Source organism: Flavobacterium sp. 9R (assembly GCF_902506345.1).
Lineage (GTDB): Bacteria > Bacteroidota > Bacteroidia > Flavobacteriales > Flavobacteriaceae > Flavobacterium.
Genome location: NZ_LR733413.1, coordinates 1,875,088 through 1,896,314 on the forward strand (window position 1 = coordinate 1,875,088; position 21,227 = coordinate 1,896,314).

Sequence of the window (21,227 nt, forward strand, 5' to 3'; positions counted from 1 at the left end):
AAAGGGTTTTCTATTGGAAAGAAATATTAGTAAACCTACTATTTAAATCGAAAGGTACAAGAAACCTACTTTTTGTTTGGTCACTCCGCTTATTGGTTTTTTATACTTTATAACATAATAATAAGTGCCTGAAGGAAGATAAGCATTCTTATCTATAGTTCCTTTACCTTCAGAAATCCCTCTAAATACGTTAGAATTATTATCGTAACCTTTTGTACTGTAAACCAGCTGTCCCCATCGGTTATAAATTTCAACTGTATTATCTGAATAATTATCTATTCGGTCAATAATGAATACATCATTTAATCCATCATTATTAGGTGAAATTGCATTTCTAATGATAATATCACAGCCCACAGCACTATCATCAAAATCACAAGGATCTTTTAAAACAATAGTAATTGTAGCTGTTGCACAATTATTTGGATTACTTCTATCGCAAATTGAATAAATCAAATTGTATGTACCAATAGGGGAACCAGCAGGCACAACCACCCTTCCTTGACTATCTAAAGTTACTCCTTGTAATCCTCCATCATCAATAATAGAAACTACAACATCGCTAAGATTTACTGGTCCATTATTTTCTTTATCGTTAGTCAATACTCCTAGAACCTGATTTTTTGAAGCATCAAACGGTGTTGACGAATAATCGTCATCTACAGCATCAAGGACATAATCAACAACTGTAATTGACTTGGTAACAGTTGTAGTACATCCACTTCCATTAGTAACCGTATAACTCAAAACAACAACACCAGAAGAAAGAGCAGTAACTGAACCAGAGTTTGAAATAGTAGCAATAGAAGTTGCATTACTACTCCAAATTCCCCCCATTGTAGTACTACTTAACTGAGCGGTAGCACCATTATTTAACAAATCAGGACCAACAATTACATCAACAATTGGCAAAGGATTGGCAGTTACAACTACTCCAATACTACTAAGACCTGAGCACCCATTTTGAGTAGCAATCACTGTATATATTCCAGTATCAGTTGCCGTATAACTGCTGGAAGTTGCTCCAGATATCATAATGCCATCTTTATACCATTGATTACCTATTGTAGCGCTACTATTCAACACCACAGATCCTGGTGAACAGAAACTCGTAGTACTGGAAGCGTTAATAGTGGGTTGAATTGGTTGGGCGGTTACGTTTATAGCTTTAGTCACTGTTGTTATACAACCACTGCTATTGGTCACGCTGTAAGTAATAGTTGCCGTACCTGCACTTACACCTGTTAACAATCCTGAACTATCAATACTTGCAATACCGGTATTACTACTATTCCAAACACCTCCAGAGGTAGTGCTAGATAAAATAAGTGTTGAATTAGCACAAACCGTGTCGGCTCCAACTATAGGATTTACTATTGGAACCGCATTTACACTTACATTAATAGCATTACTCACTATACTTGAACAACCATTTCTTGTCACTACTAGGGTATAAGAACCTGATCCCGTAGCGTTATATACACTAGAAGTTGCTCCTGAAATAGCAGCACCATCCTTGAACCATTGATTTCCTGTACTAGCACTACTATTTAGAATCAAAGAATCTGGTACACAAACACTTGTCGTACCTGAAACGCTAATAGTAGGCTGTATCGGTTGCGCCGTTACAGTTACTGTTTTAGTCACACTAGTTACGCAACCACTAGTATTGGTCGCACTATAACTAATGGTTACCGTGCCTGCGCTTACACCTCTTACCACACCTAAAACGTCAATAGTAGCGATACCTGTATTGCTGCTAGTCCATACTCCGCCAGAGGTCGTATTGGATAAGGTGATACTTGAATTGGCACAAACACTATTGAATCCTGTTATAGAGTCAACTATTCGGTTAGGGTTAATGGTAACTAACACTGCATTACTAAAACCACTAACACAACCTAAAGGATTGAGAGTTTCTACTGTATATGAACCCGTCTCTGTAGCGGTATAATCACTTCCTGTTACACCAGGTATTTCCATACCATTTTTAAACCACTTATTGCTAGTTAATGAAGAAGTATGTAGACGGACACTTCCTCCCTCACAAATAATTGTGTTACCTGTAGCAATCAACGTTGGAGCACTTTCGGTGGCGTTAGCCGTTACCGATACTTGATTACTCTCTTGGCTCAAACATCCATTTTGTGTAGCAACTACGGTATATATTCCTGTGCTAGTTGCCGTATAACTATTAGAAACTGCACCTGGTAGGGCAACACCATCTTTATACCATTGGTTACCCGTAGTGGCACTACTGCTTAACACCACAGAGCCTGGGGAACAGAAACTTGTGCTGCTCGATGCAGTGATAGTAGGTTTGGTAGGTTGAGCGATGATGGTAAGGGGTTTGCTAACGCTCGTTATACATCCACTGCTATTGGTCACGCTATAGGTAATGGTTACACTACCTGCGCTTACTCCGGTTACCGTGCCCGAACCATCGATACTTGCTATACCGCTGTTGCTACTAGTCCAAACTCCGCCTGGGCTAGCGTTGGATAAGGTTGTGGTGGAACTCACACAAACCGTAGCTGCTCCAATGATTGGTGTAACTGTTGGGATGGCATTGGCACTAACCACTATTGCGTTACNACGCCTCTCTGCACCCAAACGCCCTCGATACAATTTTCAGAAAAAGCTAACGCATTTTCTAAAAACCACTCGGTCTGACGATTCGTATTTCGAGAACTTCTTGAGTCCCCCTAGCGTCAGTTCGAGTAGAATTGAAACGCGATAGCTTTTCAATTCTACTCGAGAACCAACAACTACCTCCCAAAATCATCCTGAACACGAACGATATCCTCCTCATCTGACGGAGCACTCGCATCCGTATGTTGCCAAATTTCTGCTATTACAGCCCAGTCTTCTAAACCAATCAAACGGTGACGCTCACCTTGAGCCAAAGTAATCACAGCACCTCTAGATAATACTTGTAACTCGCCCTCGGTATCGTTAGGACTGGTAATCACACCAGCTTCTCCTTCTATCACTTTCCATATTTCCGCTCTTCTATGGTGGTACTGCCAAGACAAACGATGACCAGGAGCCACCATTAGTATTTTTGGACTTAATTTTCCTGCTATTTTTAATGACGAAACATCCAAACCATCAAAATACATTGTAGCGAAGGCTTGCGATTGACTTTCATCAATTACTAAAAAACCTCCCCAGGGACGGCTATCGTCAAAACTGGCAATGGTAAAATGCGAGCTCACTTCCTCTTTAACTTTATTAAAAAAAAATGCTTTCATATATTATACCCTAGTACTTTTAAAAGTACGATTGATTTTCTTCTAATCCTTTTTATAAATATTCTTTTCCGTAGGTTGCCACCATAGCTCCTGCAACACTCTTGATTTCTTGTTCACTACTTTTAGGATAAATCAACAGTACTTTTTCATCATCTACAATGATAAAATCGTCCAAGCCTTTAATAACTGCGGCTTTTCCACTAGGCAAATGAATGATACAATTAGAAGTTGCTTCTAAATGCAAATGATCAGTACTCTTCGAATTGTTACTCGCATCTTTAGGCAATACCTCGTGCAACGAAGCCCAAGTCCCCAAATCGCTCCAACCAATATCCGCTGGAATTGTAAATACATTTGTTGCTTTTTCCAAAATAGCATAGTCGATAGAGATATTCGGACTGTTGGGATAATTTTCTTGAATAAAGCCTAACTCCTCTGATGTGTTATAAACCGAGTTACCTTGTTCAAATAATTTCGCTATTTCAGGCGCATGCGTTTGAAACGCTTTTTGGATGCTTTTAGCACTCCAAATAAAGATTCCGGCATTCCACAAATAATCTCCACTAGCCAAATATTCCTTAGCTTTTTTAAGTACCGGCTTTTCCATAAAACGATTCACTTCATGTACACCCGCTACTGCTTCCTGTTCAAAATGAATGTACCCATAGCCCGTATCAGGACGTGTTGGGCTAATCCCTAAAGTAAGCAAAGCTTCATTTTTGGAAGTATACTCTAAGGCTTGGGTGATTTTATCCAGAAACGCAGTTTCTTTCAAAATCAAGTGATCTGATGGCGCTACTACGATATTCGCTTCAGGGTTTTGTTGCAAAATTTTATAGGTAGCATAAGCTATACAAGGTGCCGTATTATTTCGGCTAGGCTCTAAAAGAATATTACTTGCTGCAATCCCATCCAATTGAGCCATCACCAAGCCTTTATAATCTTGATTACTTAGGATATAAATATTTTCTTTTGGACATATTTGTAAAAAACGGGCATAGGTCATTTGCAATAACGACTGCCCCGTCCCCAAAATATCAATAAATTGTTTTGGAAAGTGATTCCTGCTCTTTGGCCAAAATCGACTCCCCACACCGCCCGCCATAATCAGGACGTAGGTGTTGTTTTGTTGCATTATTTTTTCTTTATTAAAAACTTTAGTTCCGTTCATAAATAACCCTTTCAGAATTCGAAAAACTGCAAGGGTCACAAATTTTATACTATTTATCAAGAAGGACAGTGTTCCCAAACGTTCTCGAGTTTCCTTGAATATAAACTGAGATAACCGAAGCATCCGTTCGAGTGCATTAAATTGCGATAGCTATTTAATGTTTATCGAGAACCTTGCACAACCGAAAATCGATAACTGATAACCGAAACTTACCTCCAATCCTTATCCTTAATTTCTTCATACACCCGTTGAATTCCTTCTTCCAAAGAAATTTGAGCTTTCCAACCTAATGCAGTCAATTTAGAAACATCCATCAATTTTCTGGGTGTCCCATCTGGCTTGCTTGGATCGGTTGCAATGGTACCATTGTACCCTACAATTTTCTGAACCAACTGTGCTAATTCCAAAATAGAAACATCTTCTCCTACCCCAATATTCACGAGCCCTTCGGCATCATAAGTATTCATTAAATAGACACAAGCAGCTGCCAAATCATCAGCATGCAAAAATTCACGCTTAGGACTGCCCGTTCCCCACATGTCTACCGAACGAGCTCCCGAATTTTTGGCGGTTATGAATTTACGTAATAAGGCAGGTAACACATGTGAATTGTTCAAATCATAATTATCGTTTGGCCCGTACAAATTCGTAGGCATGACCGAAATAAAATTACAACCGTATTGCGAACGATACGCATCACACATTTTGATCCCTGCAATCTTTGCAATTGCATAAGGCTCGTTAGTCGGTTCCAAAAGTCCTGTTAGCAAATAGTCTTCTTTCAAGGGTTGTGGTGCCATTTTAGGATAAATACAAGAAGACCCTAAAAATAGCAGTTTTTTCACTTGATGCACATAGGCCTGATGAATCACATTACTCTGAATCATCATGTTCTCATAAATAAAATCGGCTCTATAGGTATTATTAGCGATAATTCCGCCTACTTTAGCAGCAGCTAAAAAAACATAATCTGGTTTTTCAGTTGCAAAAAAATCAGCTACTGCTTGTTGATTACGCAAATCTAATTCACTTGAAGTACGCAATACAAATTTAGTGTAGCCAGCCGCTTCTAAATTTCGTAAAATAGCCGACCCCACCATTCCGCGGTGACCTGCTATATATATTTTATCTTGTTTGTTCATTTTTTCTACTTTTAATTGATATCATCAATTTGAGTGTGTGTTTTTTAATATTCATGCGATTGCAATCGCCTTTAAAAATGTACAGGGCACAAAAGTGCTCGCTATATTCTCGATACAATTTTCAAAAAAAGCTAACGTATTTTCTGTATCCCGATAGCTATCGGGACGAACTGACATAAGTGCTTCCCAAATCGTCTTGAAATAACCAAAGCCTGCAGCTAGATAACTGACATGTCTGTTCGAGTGTTTTTTTAAAGACAATGCGACAGCAATTGACTTTAAAAAATGTATCCAGAACCTTCACTGCAACCAAACGTTCTCGATACAATTTTCAAAAAAAGCTAAGGCATTTTTTAGAAAACCACTCGAACTGACGAATCGTTTACGTCAGTTCGAGTAGAATTGAAATGCAATAGCTTTTCAATTCATATCGAGAACCCTTCTGTGTTCCCAAATATTCTCGATACATTTTTCAGAAAAAGCTATCGCATTTTCTGGAAAATACTCGAACTGAGAATAGCAACAGAAACCCGAAAACTGGTAACTGACTTCTCGATACTATTTTTAAAATAAAGCTGTCGCATTATTACAAAAATCACTCGAAGTGACGAAAGTAACAGATAACCGACAACAGAAAACTGATAACTAGTTCTCCACTGAAAACCCAGCTTCTCTCAACATTTTTTTCTTCTGATAATACGCCAAATCCCCTTCCATCATCTCTTTCACTAATCCGGCCAAATTATATTGAGGCACCCATCCTAGTTTGGTTTTGGACTTCGTTGGATCTCCAATCAACAAATCCACCTCTGTAGGACGAAAATACTGAGGATCGACTGCAATCACTTGTTTTCCAATTTCCAATTGATAGTTAGGATTCGCACAAGACTTCACATATCCTTTTTCTGCTACTCCTTCGCCTTTGAACTCAATTTCAACACCTACTTCGGCAAATGCCATACGCACAAAATCACGAACATAAGTAGTTTCTCCCATAGCAATTACATAATCCTCAGGTACTTCTTGCTGCAAAATACGCCACATCGCTTCTACATAATCCTTGGCATGTCCCCAGTCGCGTTGTGCATCCAAATTCCCTAAATACAAACAGTCTTGTTGTCCCAAAGCAATAGCAGCCGTGGCCATCGTAATTTTACGAGTTACAAATGTTTCTCCTCTTCTTGGTGATTCGTGATTAAATAAAATCCCATTACAAGCAAACATTCCATAGGCCTCTCTATAATTTTTAGTAATCCAAAAACCATATATTTTAGCCGCACCATAAGGGGAACGCGGATAAAAAGGCGATTGTTCATCATAGAACCCTTTAGCGTTTTTATTTTCAGCCAAACCACCGTACAATTCTGAGGTAGATGCTTGATAGATACGCGTTTTCTTTTCCAAACCTAAAATTCGAACGGCTTCTAGAATACGTAGTGTACCAATACCATCTACATTAGCCACATATTCAGGAGAATCAAAAGACACTTTCACATGACTCATGGCTCCTAAATTATAAATTTCATCCGGTTGCACCTCTTGGATAATTCGGATGATATTGGTAGAATCCGTCAAATCCCCGTAATGCAATTTAAAATTCACATGCGCTTCATGTTGGTCTTGATAGATATGATCTATACGTTGGGTATTAAAAGAAGAGGCTCTTCTTTTTACTCCATGTACCATATATCCTTTTTCTAATAAAAGCTCCGCTAAGTACGACCCGTCTTGTCCTGTAATTCCTGTGATAAGGGCTGTTTTCATAATATATTTCATTCTTATTTTTTATTAACTATCCTATAAAATTAGTATACCCCTTAATTACAAACTATTACTTTTTAAATATTCTAAAACTGATTTTGGTTGCCAACCTACCAATTCTCTCGCTTTTGAATCATCAAAAGTCAAATCAGAAGTTATTTTTCTAATTTTGGAAGAATTAATTGGAACGTTGTCTCCAAATATATCTCCACCATACCCCATTAACTTTGCAATAAACAAAGGTAAATTCAAAGGTATTTTCTTCTTTTTCTGTTTTGAAATAGCGGTACTCAATTCGCTAAAGTTTGGATGAAACCCATCAGTCAGATTATAAATTCCGCCTACGGCAGCCACCTTAAAAATGAAGTTAGCAACATCTTGTGCCAACACCATACTTTTTCTAGCTTTACCACCTCCAATGTTAAAATAATACCCTTTGTCTATAGCTCTTAGCATAGCACCTAAATTACCAGGAGGATTCTTTCCAACTAACAATGGTAAACGCAAAATGGTGCAAACGACATTGTGTTGCTTACACCATTCTTGAACTAGTACCTCAGCTTCAATTTTACTTAAACCATAAGCATCCTTAGCAGCTAAAGGAAAATCCTCAGCTATATTGAAACCCTCTTCTTGACCATACACGGAAACTGAACTAATATATACAAACTGTTTAGGAACTCCATATGCCACCAATCCTTGTAATAAATTTTGAGTTCCTACTATATTGACATCATAAAATTGCTTTTTCTCAGCTTCTGTTTTGGGAACACTATGTGCTTTTCCTGCGGCATGAATAACCAAATCAAAAGTTTGATTGAAATTGGGAATTTCATTTTCTAAAGTAACCTTATAATCACCAGATGTCCTTGATAGTCTAAAAATTGAATTTCCTTTGGACAATGCTACTTGGATAGATTTCCCAAGAAAGCCACTTGCGCCTGTTAGCAATACTTGCATTTCAAAAGGTTAAATAAATTGAGATAAACGTTTGATTATTCTTAATGGCATCAAATAAAAAGGAGCTTGTAAGCCATTCACTTTCCATGCTTTCAATATCTCCTTATTTTGGTTAATTATATTCGTATAATTTTGGTTGGTGGCACCACCCAACCTCATCTTAATGATTAATCGATTAATGTATTTTGACTTGAAATTGTGTTTTTTAAACATACGTAACATCAATTCATAATCCGCAGCCAATTTAAATTGCAAATCAAATAAACCAATTTCTTTATATACTTTTCTTCTAACAAATAATGAAGGATGTGGTGGAACATTGGCATTTTCAAAAAAAAGATTATAATACTCTTTTGACTTCCAATTACGCACTACTTTATTGGTATCCTCACTTTTTACATACACCAAATCCCCATACACTATATCTAACGCAGGATCATTATTGAAATGTTCCATAACAGCTGTAATAATCTCTGAATCTTGATACAAATCATCCGAATTTAATATCCCTATCACATCTCCAGTACAAGCATTTATTCCTTTATTCATAGCATCATAAAGCCCTTTGTCCTTTTCTGAAATGAAATACCCAAGCTGGTCTTTGTATTCATTTATTAAATTAACAGTGCTGTCTTTTGAGTTACCATCTATAATAACATATTCAATGTTTTTATAAGTCTGTCCAAGAACCGATTGCATTGCATCCTGAATTGTCTTTTCGTTGTTATACACAACAGTGATAATCGATATCTTCATTATTAAATATTTGTAGTAAAAAAATTAATCTTTGTTTATATATATTATTTTTTATTTCAACAAACCTTTTTTTCTCATTTCTTCAAGTGATATACTTAATTTATCCTCTTGAATTTCTTGCTCAAGAACCCAGGCTGAAAATTTTTCGATACCTTCTTTAAAAAAAACTTTAGGTTCAAATCCTAAACGAGTTTTAATCTTAGTTAAATCAGCATAATTATGACGAATATCTCCTAATCTGAAATTTCCTGTTATGGTAACTGTAACATTAATTTTATAAGCTTCAATTAGTGAATTTGCAACTTCAAGGACGTCTGTAGCAACACCAGTACCCACATTGAAAACCTGTCCGTTAGCCTCTTCTTTTTCTATTCCAAGAATTGTCGCCTCAACCACATCGTCGATAAAAACAAAATCTCTCGTCTCTTTACCATCCTCGAAAATCTGAATACCATTACTATTTCTTATCTGTGTAGAAAAAATAGATAAAATACCCGTATAAGGATTTTTTAATGATTGGCCTGGTCCATAAACGTTTTGGTATCTAAACGCTACCGCAGCAACACCAATAGTAGGACATACTGTCATAATCATTTGTTCCTGGTTTTGTTTTGTAATACCATAAACAGATGAGGGATGAATTTTAGACTCTTCATCTGTTGCTAACAACTCAAGTTCTTGTTTGTCTAAATAGTTAAGCTCAAAATTTCCTGCTAACATATCTTCTTCTTTTCTATGAGAGGGATACACAACACCAAGTCTTGGATGTTTATATTTTCCTTCGCCATAAATAGAACGAGAAGAAGCAATAATTACTTTTTCAATTGAATTTTTACAATTTGCTAAAATATCGAGCATAATAGCTGTACCTTGAATATTTACTTCTGTATATTTTTCAATACAATACATTGATTGACCCGTTCCCGTTTCAGCAGCTAAATGCACTATGACATTTTGATTTTCAATTGCTTTTTCCCAATCCTCTCTTGAAGTAACGGTTCCATTTATAAATGTGACCTTCTCCTTTATACTTTTAAATAATGGAGAGGTAATTTCTGGATTGTCACCATGTATTTGTTTTGAAAGATTATCTAAAACTGTAATTTTATACCCCTTTTCGATAAGCTTAAGCGCAAGATTGCTTCCAATAAATCCAGCTCCCCCTGTAATTAATATATTTTTCATTTATTATAAATCTAATTTGTTCTTCATTTTGTTCTCTAAACTATATACTACTATATCTTATAATCTTCTCAATACAGTAAAATACCTGATAAGATTAATATTATTCCGATTGATAATTTTAAACTTTATTAAATAAAACAAAAACTTTTCAAGCTTAGAAAGATAATTTTTATGAACTAATTTTTCTTGAATAGCTACTTTAAAAAAAGGTAAATTAAAAACTTTGTCAAGAATTTCATTCTCAACCTTATTGTTACTTCCAAAGATTAAAACACTATAAATAATCGAAAAAATAATTCTAATATAAAGTACTTTGAATTTTTCATAAACCTTGCTTAATGTATTTTTTTCCTCAAAAAAATCATAAAGTCCTTCCAAAACAGATATCTTATCTAAAATTTTAGGAGAAATTGTTTTCATTATAGATCCTGGCCTCTGCCTATATCCTATTAAAACATCTTCCACTTTTGAAATTTTACTAGCATAAAAAAATGCTTTATATATAAAATCCATATCCTCAAACCAAACTCCTTCCTTAAACTGTAAATTATTACTTTTCAAAAAATCGATCTTATAGATTTTGTCCCAAACAGCAAACGATACACAATTTTGAAATAGTTTATCCATTTTATCCTCAAGAGATATAAGATCTTGAATAAAATTTATTTTATCAGGCCTAAATTTCTTATTATCTAGTTCTATGAACTCATAATACTGTGCTATCAAAATGTCGGCTTTTTTTACTACAGCTTCTTCAAACATCTTGTAAATTACAGTTTTATCTTCAATATAATCATCACTATCAAAAAAAATCACATAATCACCTTTAGCAAATTTCAATCCATAATTTCTTGCAGAACTCAATCCTCCATTTTGTTTCTGCAACAATTTAACATTACTAAATCGTTCTGTAAACTCAATGGCAATATCTGTAGAAAAATCTTGTGACCCATCATCAACAAGAATTACTTCACAATTATCCCCAATGGGTAATAAACTATCCAGAAATTGGCGAAAATACAATTCAACATTATAAAAAGGAACTATAATACTAATTTGACAATTCTTTTTATTCATTTAATTTTATTTAAATTTGACTCTATCTATAACATCCATAATAATTGGCCAAAACAGAATTGTTCCTGTTGCGTACCACATATTATTAAATGTACACAATAGAATTAATGAATTTAGTGATGCTAATGCTGTACAATAATATACACTGTTTTTTTTAACTAAAAATGGATACATTAAAGCACTAATCATCATAATAATATACATTATAAACAGACCTATGAAACCTAAAAAAAAATAAGAAGCAAAATATATAGTTGGAGCATTTAAAAGTGGAGTTACTAAGTAATAAACACCATTACTATTTTCTATTTTATCTCCATAACCAAACAGAGAAACTAGTCGTTTACTAATAAAATCAGGAAACAATTGCGTTGCTGCAAATATTCCAATATTATTTTCGTCAAATATATCTTCCTTTTCATTTACTATATTTTGAAGATTCCCCATAGGAGAAATAAGATAGATATAACTCCAATAAAACTCCCCCGGTACTCCATTATTAATAAAAGTGTCTGTCGCCCCACCTTTTCTGAGTAGAAATTCCTTATCATCCTTAGTTTGTTCTTGCCTAAAATTCCCAACAACACCAAAAAAATATAATACTATTACCAACACAGTAATTGGCCTAATAAAAGTTTTTAAACTTATTGTCTGTAATCGCATTAAAAAAATAAATATCATGGCAGAAAAGACTATCATAAAGGCACCACGATTCAAAGTGAGTATATATGGAAATAATGTTAAAATAAAGCAAAATAAGTTCTTTAATTTTTTTTTTGACAAATAAAAATTGAACATTAAAATTGAAAAAAAAATATTGAATGTACTCAGTATTACATGAAAAGTTGGAATTCCATCAAAATCTTGATAAGAATAATATGAATTTAAAATAGTAGAAACGATAGGAATACTTCTTTCATATAAAAATTCTAAAGAGTAACCGATAATAATGAAAATCAATGCTCGTTTGACAAACGAAGACTTAAGATTTACTTCATTAGTTTTTATATTTAAAGTTTTAAACTGTATAAAAGATAAAATTAATGATAGTACAATTGTTGAAAATAAAAAATATAGTAAATAACCATCTAACTTTGGGAACAAATCCGACCAACCAACTTGATACAATAATAATATTGATGCAAATGAAACTGCATACACAAAACAAGGGAGATATAATATTTTATGCTTCATCATGCTGATCAAAGAAAATTTGCTTCAACCAGTCTTCCATGGATAACATGAGTCGACTAGTGCTTTTAGAAGGCATATCTCTAATAAATTTATTATCGATATAAACATTATTTTCGCTAAAAAAACAAATACTTTCTGAATTTTTAATTAATTCATCCTGTTTCAAATTTAGATTATTTGTAAGCACTTTTACATCAATTGCTAATGACTCAATAACTCTCATTGCTAAACCTGTTTGCCTAGGATTACTAACATCAACCATAACTTTTGATTTTGATAAAATACTTAAATATTCAGTTCTATTCATTGGAGTAAAAGAAACAATAGATCTATCGAGAAAATTTCCTTTTAAAATTTCCTTCAAATATGATGAAAAAGGCATGTATAAAAAAGCCTTTAATTTATAATTATTAGTAATAGCAAATTCTCTAAAAGATACAACCGCTTTGTACCTTTCAGGGAAACACCATCCCATAAAAAAAAAATCATGCACCACCACTGATTTCTTTTCCATATAAGGAATAAGATCATCTGTATAAAACAATGGCAAATATTTTAAAAAAGGTATATCCTGACAATCTTTAAAATCAAAAGAATAAACCTGATCAAATAAACCAGCAACAGTTGAAAAGGGATTGGTTTGATTAGAATCCCATTGATACATAATTGTCTTTGCTTTTGAATTTGATTGCAGAAATTTATTGATAAAATTATCTGGTAACATATAACCCCTTATCACAAATAAATAATCATAATCCTCATTTTTAGAATTCTGTAAAATTGATTCATAATGATTATTTTGCAGCTTATAAACGTGTTTTTTAAAAAAATTATTTATAACCTTAAATTTCAACCCATAGTCACGTTCAGGGTAAAAATCAACACTAGCTCCTAAAAATTCCATTTTTTCTTTAATTAATGTGTGATAATTATGAAAAATTGGCCCTATAAATAAAATTCTTTTGTTTTTAAAATTATTAGGCATATATACTTTAATAGATTTACAAATAAAAATTAATTATTCTGGTACCTTTTATTTATAATATTTATATTGAAAATTTTAGATAAACCAAAACCATTATGAAAAAAATTAAATGTTACATTATCTCCAAATTACAATCATTTTAAAACATGATATAACAAAATTTTTATTATAAAAAGAACCGATAACATTTACCGCATTTTTGATTGCAAGATTTTTATGTCTGGTGAAACCTGAAAATACTCTAAAATTACTTAAATAAACCATAGCTTTAGCTTTTCCATACAATGGATGATCCTTATATAATTCAATGCTCATTAAGTGCGAGGCTGAAACTTTAGCAACCCGGTTAATTTTATCAAAACTAGTATCAACTCTGTAATAACTTAAATATTCATCAATAAATCCAATTTCATATTTACTAGCAATTTTTAAATTCATATAATAATCCTCAGCAAAAATATTTTCATCAAAATATCCTATTTCATTAAAAATTGAAGTTTTGAAAAAATAATTGACTGGCGGATGTATTTTAAATGTAAAAATATCATTAAATAACCCCCCCCCTTTTAAAATGTTATTTTTTTTATCAAATGATTTAATTACTATAGAATTTTCATCAATATAATGAGTTTTTCCATAACACATCGGTATATTGGTATTTTTTTTCATAAAGTTAAACTGCAACTCCAATTTATTTAAGCACCAAAAATCATCCGAAGCACATATTGAGAAAAACTCCCCTTTAACAAACTCTTTAAGAGCCTTATTTAAAGTCGCTGGCAAACCTATGTTTTCTTGAAGAATAAGAGTAAAATCATATATCTTTTTTAATTCTTTTAATATTTCAGGACTTTTGTCTCTAGATCCATCATCTATAACAATAACTTCAAAATTGGAGTAGGTTTGATTCAATACATTTTCAATGCAAAGTGCAACGTATTTTTCGTGGTTATAACAAGGTATAACAACCGAGATTAAAGGTTTTTTAGTAGTGTACATATAACAACATTAAAAAATTAAAAAGAAAAATAATCTATTAAGACTTTGAGCTCATTTACTTTCAAAAAGTAGCTTGATATAATATATCCGAATAAACCGGCCATTCCTCCCAATAATAGTTGGAGCAACAAATCATCAATTAAACTAGTAACAAAATATACAAAAATTGACATTAAAAAAGTAGAAAGAAACATAGGTATCATATCCTTTATTTGGGCTAAAGCACCATATCCATAATACTTCCCTGGTAGATAAGCATTAATAAAAAAGGCTACTCCTGATGTAACGACATGTCCAATTATCATCGCTTTCACCCCTAAAGGTATTGTTATAATCATTGTTAAAACTGTTAATGGTAATTTTGACAAATCAACCTTTAAAAACAAATCAGAGCGACCTATAGCATTTAAAAGATTCATATTAATTGCAGACATTGGAAGAAAAATGCGGGCAAATACCATCCATTGCAAAAGCGGTATTACAGCTACCCATTTTTCTGTCAATAAAAGTATCACAATTGGTTTTGCCAGCAAAGCGATAAGTGTCATCATCGGGATAATAAAAAAGGATGACATTCGAATCATTCTACTATAAACGGAGATTAATTTTTCTTTATCGTTTTGCACAGCGGCCAAAATTGGAAATGTGGCCTGTTGCAAAATACTTGTAATAGTGCCAGCCGATATATCTGCAAATCCTTTAGCTCGTGTATAATATCCCAAAGATGATATAGGGTAATACTTCCCTATACAAATATTGTAGACATTGGTTAGTAATTGCGCATATAAGCCCGAAAACAATAATTTTGAACCAAAACCAAATAAATTCCTAAACGAATTTCTGGAAAATGCAATAGAGGGTGTCCAATGGCTAAAAAACCATAACGACACTGCAGTAGCGAAAGCACCTAGCAAAGTTTGAATAACCAAAGACCAAACCCCAAAACCATTCATTGCTGCAATTATACCAGTTATTCCCCCTATAATAACTCCAATTACATTCGTTTTTGCGATTGCTTTGAAATTCATGGCAATTGTTAACTTGGTGCGTTGAACAATTGCTAACGAACTTACGAATAGATTCAATCCCAATACACGGGTTAAATCAATTAGCTTAGGTTGATTAAAATATGATGCAATAAAAGGCGCTGAAAAGAACAGCAACAAATAAAACAAACTACTAACTGCTAAATTGAAAACAAAAACGGTTGAAAAATCGATATCTGTTCTATCTTGACGTTGAATTAAACCTAAGCCCATCCCGCTCTCAATGAAAGTTTGAGACAGCGCTATAAAAATGGCTAGCATACCCAACAAACCAAAATCTTCGGGCAATAATATTCGAGCAAGCACTATACTCACTACAAACTGCCCCATTTGAACAGCAAATTTATCAACAGCCGACCAAATTATCCCTTTAGTTGCAGTTGATTTGAGTGAATTTGACAAAATTAGTACGCTTTTTTAAATAATATTAAAATCTTTCACGAACTAAAATTGGTTGCCCTTCTAATGGAGAAGCCTCCTCTGTCAAACAAAATAAAATTGTAGTCGACACAGTTTCTGGTTGCATAATTGTAAGTGGATCTTCTGTAGGTGCCAAAATTTTACGAAGTGGTGTTGCTGTTCTTCCCGGACAAATAACAAATACTCTTATATTATATTCGGACAACTCTTCAGATATGGAAGCAGAGAAACCAATCACCCCGCTTTTTGATGCAGCGTACGCTCCCCACCCTGGCCTTGGGGTTAATCCTGCAGTAGAGGCTACATTCACAATTGTACCTCCGCTCTTTTTCATAAAACCTGTAGCATACTTACAACACAAAAAAGTCCCTGTCAAATTTATTGAAATTGTGGCATTCCAATTTTCTAAAGTTGTTGCAAGCATTGTTTCGGGATCAACAAAACCCGCACAATTAATTAAGGCATCAAGTTTACCAAATTTAACTTTGATAAATTCAAAAAGGTTCTTTACACTTTTCTCATCACTAACATCCAAATTTTTTAAAACACTTCCATTTGTAAGTTTCTCATTTAAAGATTGATTTGATTCAATATTTCGACTTGTAAAAATCACAGTGAAACCTTTATTCTGAGCTTCTATAGCTGTACTCAATCCTATTCCTGAACTTGCTCCTGTAATCAGAAGAATTTTATTATATATCATATTTTAATTTATAATTTTAGTAAATTCTCAATCAATTCAATATCGAGTTGAGTTGTCACTTTTATATTTGATTCTCTTCCATCAACAAACTTAACACGTCCTCCATAATGAAAAACTAACATTCCATCTTCTGTTGCTTCATAATTATCATTCAGGGCCTTTTCATGAGCACTAAATAAGATTTCTTTATTGAAAATTTGAGGTAGCTGTACATTATGTAATTTTGATCTATCTAATTCGGACTCCATGAAATCATTTCCAATTGCGACAGTAAATTTCACTGGAATTGTAGGAACAACACCATCAGCATCCAAATCTGATGAAAAAATACTATTCATAAATTCTAAATCGATTAAAGGACGTGCCGCTTCATGAATCATTACTTTTGGTGTATTTATAAAAGAAAGAGCCCTGTAAACTGACTCTTGTCTTGTACTGCCTCCTTCAATGCACTCAACATTCTTAATATCATACATAGATATAAATTCATTATAAAGGTGCATATATTCTTTATTACAAGTGATATAAATTTTATCGATAAAACTACATTTATCAAATAGTTCTAATGAATAGATAAAAAGAGGCTTACCCTTTATTCTTAAAAATTGTTTCGGAATATTTGAATTCATTCGTAAACCACTACCAGCAGCTAAAATAATTGCATCCATAAAATATATTTTTTTTTAACAAATTTGTTATTTGGAAATGTTATACTATATTATTTTCGTTATATGTTTTTTTTTGTAAAAATTTCATTCTCTAGATAACCCATTATGTTTTCTGAAGCGGTCAACTTGTTTTCCGTCATTAATATATTATTAACAAATTCTCTACGTTCTTTTTCCATTCTATCGCTACCATTTAAAACAACTGATTCTATAAAATCTTCCAATTCTTGATTGGTTCTTGATTGATAATGTACTGAGAGAGCCTTTTCTCCATATTCACTCCACATTTTCATTACATTTTCATTTCTTACCATAAATAGCGTTGGTTTCATAGTAAAAAGATATTCTGAAATAAATGAGCCGCAATCGTGAATCAATGCATCTGATGTCAAAAAAAGATCTCCATATTCAGCACTTTCAAATTGTCCGTTAGGCAAATTCTCCCAATACTCATAATATTTGTCTGTTTTATCCTTCCCCCAATTAGGGTCGTTTTCTAATTTAACCCTCAATAAAGGATGAGGTTTAAATGCTATTTGTATTTTATCATGATACTTTATAGCCAAATCTAAAAAAAAGTCGCAGTATTCAAGAAAATTTGACATTCGATTCAACTCATTCATTAAGTGATGTGGTGCCCATATTATCTTTTTCAAATTAGGATTTTTATTTTTCCATACATCATTATTAGGCGTTTGATTCACCAAGAACTCATCGAACCCTGGATAACCAGTCACAATAATATTACTTCCCTTATTTTTTTGTTTTTTTGAACTAATATCTTTATGAAGAGTTGTTTCGCTAAAAATTTTCCAAACAAGATCGTGAAAAGCTGAAGTATAAAAAAAATCATACTTAGTAGTCATTACTGCATAGGGTACATAACAAGTCAAGGTATTTTTAAACTGTTTTATAAAATACCTGTCATCTTGCAAACTTTCATAAGGATTAGTGTAAAATACAATATCAGGAGAAAAATCCATTTTTACATCCAAATAAGTTCCGTTCTCCTTATTAAAAGTTTTAATAACATTATAATTCTTACTCTGAAATAAATCAAAGGATTTCTCCATTTGAAACACCATATTATCAAATCCAAAATTAACAACAGGACAAACAAAAATAACAGGTTCAAATTTGGTATGTTCTACCATTAAATTGTACAATATATCATACTTCCATACAGAATCATGAATCAAAAAGAAAGCGACTTTTATCTTTTCCTTTTTACGAATTCTTATAAGAGCCTTTCGATGCCTAGCAGGAGCGGTCTTAATCAAATAAAATTCATATAATCTATTAGATAAACCTTTTACTTTCCCAAATTTTTCCCAAACCTTTGTAGGTGCATATGCTTTAATTATTGATTTCAATGAACTCATATCTTATTAAGCAATTGAACTATGGTTTCTAAATTTTCTTCAACCATCCCTGGCCATAAAGGCAAACTAAGGCAAGTATTTGAGAATTCCTCAGTAATAGGATAATCCCCCATTTTATAGTTTAATGAAATATAAGCTTCTTGCATATGTGGAGGAATAGGATAATGAATTAAAGTTTGCACCCCATTACCCTGTAAATAAGTTTGTACATCTGCTCTATTTTTTACCCTAATGACAAAAAGATGCCAAACATGACCTTCTCTTATCCCAAATTGAGGCAAAACAATCTTACTATTTCTAATATTTTCTAAATAATAGGATGCAATTTCCTTACGACGACTATTCTCTTGATCGATATAGCGCAATTTTACACTTAGAAAAGCAGCCTGAATTTCATCCATACGGCTATTCAAACCTTGGTATTGATTCACATACTTTTGAGCCGATCCGTAATTAGCCAATGCACGTATCACTTTAGCCAAATCAGTATTTTTTGTAGTTACTGCACCCGAATCACCCAAAGCACCTAAATTTTTACCAGGATAAAAACTGAATCCTGCTGCATCTCCTAAATTGCCGGTACGAATTCCATTCCATCTCGCGCCTATTGCCTGAGCATTGTCTTCTATCAGTTTCAAATTGTATTTTTTGGCCAATGATTCCAACTCATTACTCCAACAAACTTTCCCATACAAATGAACAACCATTATAGCTTTAGTCTTTGCAGTAATCTTGCTTTCTATAAGATTCAAATCTAAATTATGAGTTTCTAAATCGGGCTCAACTAAAACAGGGACTAAATTATTGTCACTAATAGCCAATAACGAAGCTATATACGTATTTGCTGGGACAATTACTTCGTCACCTCCCTGCATATACCCCATTTCAATATAAGCTTTCAGAATGAGGCGTAATGCATCCAGTCCATTCGCTACAGCAACAGCATTTCCACCCTCTTGATAAGAAACCAAATCCTGCTCAAATTGATTGACACGTTCCCCCAACAAATACCAGCCACTATCAATTACCTCCGCCGCAACTTTTTTTAACTCAACTTCATATTGAGCATTTATTTTTTGTAAATCAAGAAATTTAACCATATTATAATTTTTATAATCCTAATATCATTTGAATTTTAAGCTGTATTTAATTTTATTAATTCATTATTCATCTCCATCCACCTTTCCCCAAGATTATCAATATAATGTCCATTATCATTTTCCATCTTACTACCATCATCATTTACCCATCCAATTACTTTACCTGGTGAACCTACTACTAAAGCCCTAGCTGGAACATTTTTCGTAATTAATGCCCCTGCCCCAATTAATGCGTATTCCCCTATTTCTATCCCGCATAAAATTGTAGCACCTGCACCTATAGAAGCACCACTTTTAACTGTGGTCAATTCCATTTTATAATTCTGGTTTTTGGATCTTGGTAATTTGTCATTGGTAAAAGTAACATTAGGACCAATCATTACATTACTCTCGATTGTAATTCCATCCCAAACATAAACTCCAGGCTTAATCGTCACATTATCCCCTATAACAACATCATTTTCAATAAAAACATGACAATTAATATTACATTCATTCCCTATTTTAGCATTTTTTAAAATGATAGTGTATTGCCAAATATAAGTACCGCTTCCAATATCTTGGGTTTGCACATCAGAAAGTGGGTGTATCATCCTTTTCTATACTTTAAAAATTCATCATAATCCCTTACATAATCCTCTTCAGAATAAACATCAGAACCCAAAACCAAGCATATACTTCCGCTTGAAAAATCTTTAATTTCTCTCCATATACCCGGCTTTATGTACAATGCTTTTGACGGATCGTTCAAGAAAACTTCTTTTGTATTCACTCCATCATCCAATACAAAAGTAAAAGACCCACTCAAAGCAACAATATACTGTTGCAATATATAATGCCCATGGCCACCTCTTTCTGATCCCATCGGAACATCGTATAAATAATAAACCCTTTTAACATCAAACGGAATAGTTTCTTTATTTTCAACAACAGTTATATTACCAGCTTCATTATGTATTTTAGGCAATTCTATTATTTTACATTCTTCTACACTAAACATTTTTTAGACTTTTAAATTTCTCAAAATTTCTCAAATAATCCTTTTCTTCATATTTTTTATCAGAAACGATTAAAGCCAAAGAGTTAGTCGAAAAATTTTCCATTCTTCTCCAAACCATTTTTGGAATATAGAGTCCATAATACGACCGATTCAAAGAAAACTTCACCTCTTTTTCCCCATCATGAAGCACAACATCAAAACTTCCGGATATTGCAACAATAATCTCTTGTTGTTCTTTAAAGGCATGACTACCACGTATTTCTCCACCTGGAACATCATAAATCCAATAGGTCCTTGCTATTTCAAATGGCAATTGGTTTGGATATTCAAAAAAAGATAAATTTCCTCTTGGGTCGTGAATTTTTGGAAATTCTAATATTTTACAAGTCATTAAATACATTATTATATGAATCCATAGAATTAA

20 protein-coding genes are annotated in these 21,227 nt (G+C 33.2%); all 20 read right to left on the reverse strand.

The genetic code is table 11. The features are described 5' to 3' along the window. Nucleotides 1-42 precede the first annotated feature (42 nt). The 20 genes from FLAVO9AF_RS15775 to FLAVO9AF_RS08405 all read right to left on the reverse strand — a co-directional run bounded on the left by FLAVO9AF_RS15775 (nucleotide 43) and on the right by FLAVO9AF_RS08405 (nucleotide 21,194). Nucleotides 43-2,583 carry a gliding motility-associated C-terminal domain-containing protein gene (locus FLAVO9AF_RS15775; protein ID WP_370516466.1) on the reverse strand — a complete coding sequence of 847 codons (2,541 nt, stop codon included), beginning with the start codon at nucleotides 2,581-2,583 and terminating at the stop codon, nucleotides 43-45. Between the two features lie 185 nt (nucleotides 2,584-2,768). Then, complete coding sequence (locus FLAVO9AF_RS08315; RefSeq protein ID WP_159686985.1) at nucleotides 2,769-3,254, reverse strand: phosphoheptose isomerase; 486 nt, start codon at nucleotides 3,252-3,254, stop codon at nucleotides 2,769-2,771. A gap of 52 nt (nucleotides 3,255-3,306) precedes the next feature. Beyond that, complete coding sequence (locus FLAVO9AF_RS08320) at nucleotides 3,307-4,425, reverse strand: mannose-1-phosphate guanylyltransferase (RefSeq protein WP_236552299.1); 1,119 nt, start codon at nucleotides 4,423-4,425, stop codon at nucleotides 3,307-3,309. 209 nt (nucleotides 4,426-4,634) lie between these two features. Further along, nucleotides 4,635-5,567, reverse strand: coding sequence for a GDP-L-fucose synthase (locus FLAVO9AF_RS08325; protein ID WP_159686988.1), 933 nt, complete (start codon nucleotides 5,565-5,567; stop codon nucleotides 4,635-4,637). Nucleotides 5,568-6,212: 645 nt separating this feature from the next. Next, on the reverse strand, nucleotides 6,213-7,331 hold the full coding sequence (gmd, locus tag FLAVO9AF_RS08330; protein WP_159686991.1) for a GDP-mannose 4,6-dehydratase: 1,119 nt from the start codon (nucleotides 7,329-7,331) through the stop codon (nucleotides 6,213-6,215). Nucleotides 7,332-7,388: 57 nt separating this feature from the next. After that, complete coding sequence (locus FLAVO9AF_RS08335; RefSeq protein ID WP_159686994.1) at nucleotides 7,389-8,288, reverse strand: NAD-dependent epimerase/dehydratase family protein; 900 nt, start codon at nucleotides 8,286-8,288, stop codon at nucleotides 7,389-7,391. Between the two features lie 9 nt (nucleotides 8,289-8,297). Then, entirely contained in the window at nucleotides 8,298-9,044 is a 747-nt protein-coding gene (locus tag FLAVO9AF_RS08340; RefSeq protein ID WP_159686999.1) for a glycosyltransferase family 2 protein, read from the reverse strand. 51 nt (nucleotides 9,045-9,095) lie between these two features. Continuing rightward, nucleotides 9,096-10,229 (reverse strand): NAD-dependent epimerase/dehydratase family protein, encoded by a 1,134-nt coding sequence (locus tag FLAVO9AF_RS08345; RefSeq protein ID WP_159687004.1) that lies wholly within the window; start codon nucleotides 10,227-10,229, stop codon nucleotides 9,096-9,098. Between the two features lie 57 nt (nucleotides 10,230-10,286). Further along, complete coding sequence (locus FLAVO9AF_RS08350; RefSeq protein ID WP_159687007.1) at nucleotides 10,287-11,306, reverse strand: glycosyltransferase; 1,020 nt, start codon at nucleotides 11,304-11,306, stop codon at nucleotides 10,287-10,289. Nucleotides 11,307-11,312: 6 nt separating this feature from the next. Continuing rightward, on the reverse strand, nucleotides 11,313-12,503 hold the full coding sequence (locus FLAVO9AF_RS08355; protein WP_159687010.1) for an O-antigen polymerase: 1,191 nt from the start codon (nucleotides 12,501-12,503) through the stop codon (nucleotides 11,313-11,315). After that, a complete protein-coding gene (locus tag FLAVO9AF_RS08360) occupies nucleotides 12,490-13,485 on the reverse strand; it encodes a hypothetical protein (RefSeq protein ID WP_159687014.1) in 996 nt (331 codons plus the stop codon). The genes FLAVO9AF_RS08355 and FLAVO9AF_RS08360 overlap by 14 nt, the downstream gene beginning before the upstream one ends. A 117-nt stretch (nucleotides 13,486-13,602) precedes the next feature. Next, complete coding sequence (locus FLAVO9AF_RS08365; protein ID WP_159687016.1) at nucleotides 13,603-14,484, reverse strand: glycosyltransferase family A protein; 882 nt, start codon at nucleotides 14,482-14,484, stop codon at nucleotides 13,603-13,605. Between the two features lie 17 nt (nucleotides 14,485-14,501). Next, nucleotides 14,502-15,932, reverse strand: a complete 1,431-nt coding sequence (locus FLAVO9AF_RS08370) for a lipopolysaccharide biosynthesis protein (protein ID WP_236552300.1) — start codon at nucleotides 15,930-15,932, stop codon at nucleotides 14,502-14,504. A 25-nt stretch (nucleotides 15,933-15,957) separates the two neighbouring features. Next, nucleotides 15,958-16,653, reverse strand: coding sequence for an SDR family oxidoreductase (locus tag FLAVO9AF_RS08375; protein ID WP_159687019.1), 696 nt, complete (start codon nucleotides 16,651-16,653; stop codon nucleotides 15,958-15,960). Nucleotides 16,654-16,661: 8 nt separating this feature from the next. After that, nucleotides 16,662-17,321, reverse strand: coding sequence for a 2-C-methyl-D-erythritol 4-phosphate cytidylyltransferase (gene ispD / locus FLAVO9AF_RS08380; protein ID WP_159687023.1), 660 nt, complete (start codon nucleotides 17,319-17,321; stop codon nucleotides 16,662-16,664). A 59-nt stretch (nucleotides 17,322-17,380) separates the two neighbouring features. After that, nucleotides 17,381-18,703, reverse strand: coding sequence for a CDP-glycerol glycerophosphotransferase family protein (locus FLAVO9AF_RS08385; protein ID WP_159687025.1), 1,323 nt, complete (start codon nucleotides 18,701-18,703; stop codon nucleotides 17,381-17,383). Then, nucleotides 18,700-19,803 carry a DegT/DnrJ/EryC1/StrS aminotransferase family protein gene (locus FLAVO9AF_RS08390; RefSeq protein WP_159687028.1) on the reverse strand — a complete coding sequence of 368 codons (1,104 nt, stop codon included), beginning with the start codon at nucleotides 19,801-19,803 and terminating at the stop codon, nucleotides 18,700-18,702. Before FLAVO9AF_RS08390 ends, FLAVO9AF_RS08385 begins: the two co-directional genes overlap by 4 nt. Before the next feature lie 35 nt (nucleotides 19,804-19,838). Next, nucleotides 19,839-20,396: an acyltransferase gene (locus tag FLAVO9AF_RS08395; RefSeq protein WP_159687030.1), complete on the reverse strand. Its 558-nt coding sequence runs from the start codon at nucleotides 20,394-20,396 to the stop codon at nucleotides 19,839-19,841. Further along, on the reverse strand, nucleotides 20,393-20,803 hold the full coding sequence (locus FLAVO9AF_RS08400) for an FdtA/QdtA family cupin domain-containing protein (protein WP_159687032.1): 411 nt from the start codon (nucleotides 20,801-20,803) through the stop codon (nucleotides 20,393-20,395). Before FLAVO9AF_RS08400 ends, FLAVO9AF_RS08395 begins: the two co-directional genes overlap by 4 nt. After that, complete coding sequence (locus tag FLAVO9AF_RS08405; RefSeq protein ID WP_201296288.1) at nucleotides 20,796-21,194, reverse strand: FdtA/QdtA family cupin domain-containing protein; 399 nt, start codon at nucleotides 21,192-21,194, stop codon at nucleotides 20,796-20,798. Before FLAVO9AF_RS08405 ends, FLAVO9AF_RS08400 begins: the two co-directional genes overlap by 8 nt. Between the last annotated feature and the right edge of the window lie 33 nt (nucleotides 21,195-21,227).

Excerpts from the sequence above, each read along its gene's own strand:
- FLAVO9AF_RS08315 (WP_159686985.1), bottom strand. The coding sequence starts at position 3,254 with ATGAAAGCATTTTTTTTTAATAAAGTTAAAGAGGAAGTGAGCTCGCAT.
- FLAVO9AF_RS08320 (WP_236552299.1), bottom strand. The coding sequence starts at position 4,425 with ATGAACGGAACTAAAGTTTTTAATAAAGAAAAAATAATGCAACAAAAC.
- FLAVO9AF_RS08325 (WP_159686988.1), bottom strand. The coding sequence starts at position 5,567 with ATGAACAAACAAGATAAAATATATATAGCAGGTCACCGCGGAATGGTG.
- gmd (WP_159686991.1), bottom strand. The coding sequence starts at position 7,331 with ATGAAAACAGCCCTTATCACAGGAATTACAGGACAAGACGGGTCGTAC.
- FLAVO9AF_RS08335 (WP_159686994.1), bottom strand. The coding sequence starts at position 8,288 with ATGCAAGTATTGCTAACAGGCGCAAGTGGCTTTCTTGGGAAATCTATC.
- FLAVO9AF_RS08340 (WP_159686999.1), bottom strand. The coding sequence starts at position 9,044 with ATGAAGATATCGATTATCACTGTTGTGTATAACAACGAAAAGACAATT.
- FLAVO9AF_RS08345 (WP_159687004.1), bottom strand. The coding sequence starts at position 10,229 with ATGAAAAATATATTAATTACAGGGGGAGCTGGATTTATTGGAAGCAAT.
- FLAVO9AF_RS08350 (WP_159687007.1), bottom strand. The coding sequence starts at position 11,306 with ATGAATAAAAAGAATTGTCAAATTAGTATTATAGTTCCTTTTTATAAT.
- FLAVO9AF_RS08355 (WP_159687010.1), bottom strand. The coding sequence starts at position 12,503 with ATGATGAAGCATAAAATATTATATCTCCCTTGTTTTGTGTATGCAGTT.
- FLAVO9AF_RS08360 (WP_159687014.1), bottom strand. The coding sequence starts at position 13,485 with ATGCCTAATAATTTTAAAAACAAAAGAATTTTATTTATAGGGCCAATT.
- FLAVO9AF_RS08365 (WP_159687016.1), bottom strand. The coding sequence starts at position 14,484 with ATGTACACTACTAAAAAACCTTTAATCTCGGTTGTTATACCTTGTTAT.
- FLAVO9AF_RS08375 (WP_159687019.1), bottom strand. The coding sequence starts at position 16,653 with ATGATATATAATAAAATTCTTCTGATTACAGGAGCAAGTTCAGGAATA.
- ispD (WP_159687023.1), bottom strand. The coding sequence starts at position 17,321 with ATGGATGCAATTATTTTAGCTGCTGGTAGTGGTTTACGAATGAATTCA.
- FLAVO9AF_RS08385 (WP_159687025.1), bottom strand. The coding sequence starts at position 18,703 with ATGAGTTCATTGAAATCAATAATTAAAGCATATGCACCTACAAAGGTT.
- FLAVO9AF_RS08390 (WP_159687028.1), bottom strand. The coding sequence starts at position 19,803 with ATGGTTAAATTTCTTGATTTACAAAAAATAAATGCTCAATATGAAGTT.
- FLAVO9AF_RS08395 (WP_159687030.1), bottom strand. The coding sequence starts at position 20,396 with ATGATACACCCACTTTCTGATGTGCAAACCCAAGATATTGGAAGCGGT.
- FLAVO9AF_RS08400 (WP_159687032.1), bottom strand. The coding sequence starts at position 20,803 with ATGTTTAGTGTAGAAGAATGTAAAATAATAGAATTGCCTAAAATACAT.
- FLAVO9AF_RS08405 (WP_201296288.1), bottom strand. The coding sequence starts at position 21,194 with ATGACTTGTAAAATATTAGAATTTCCAAAAATTCACGACCCAAGAGGA.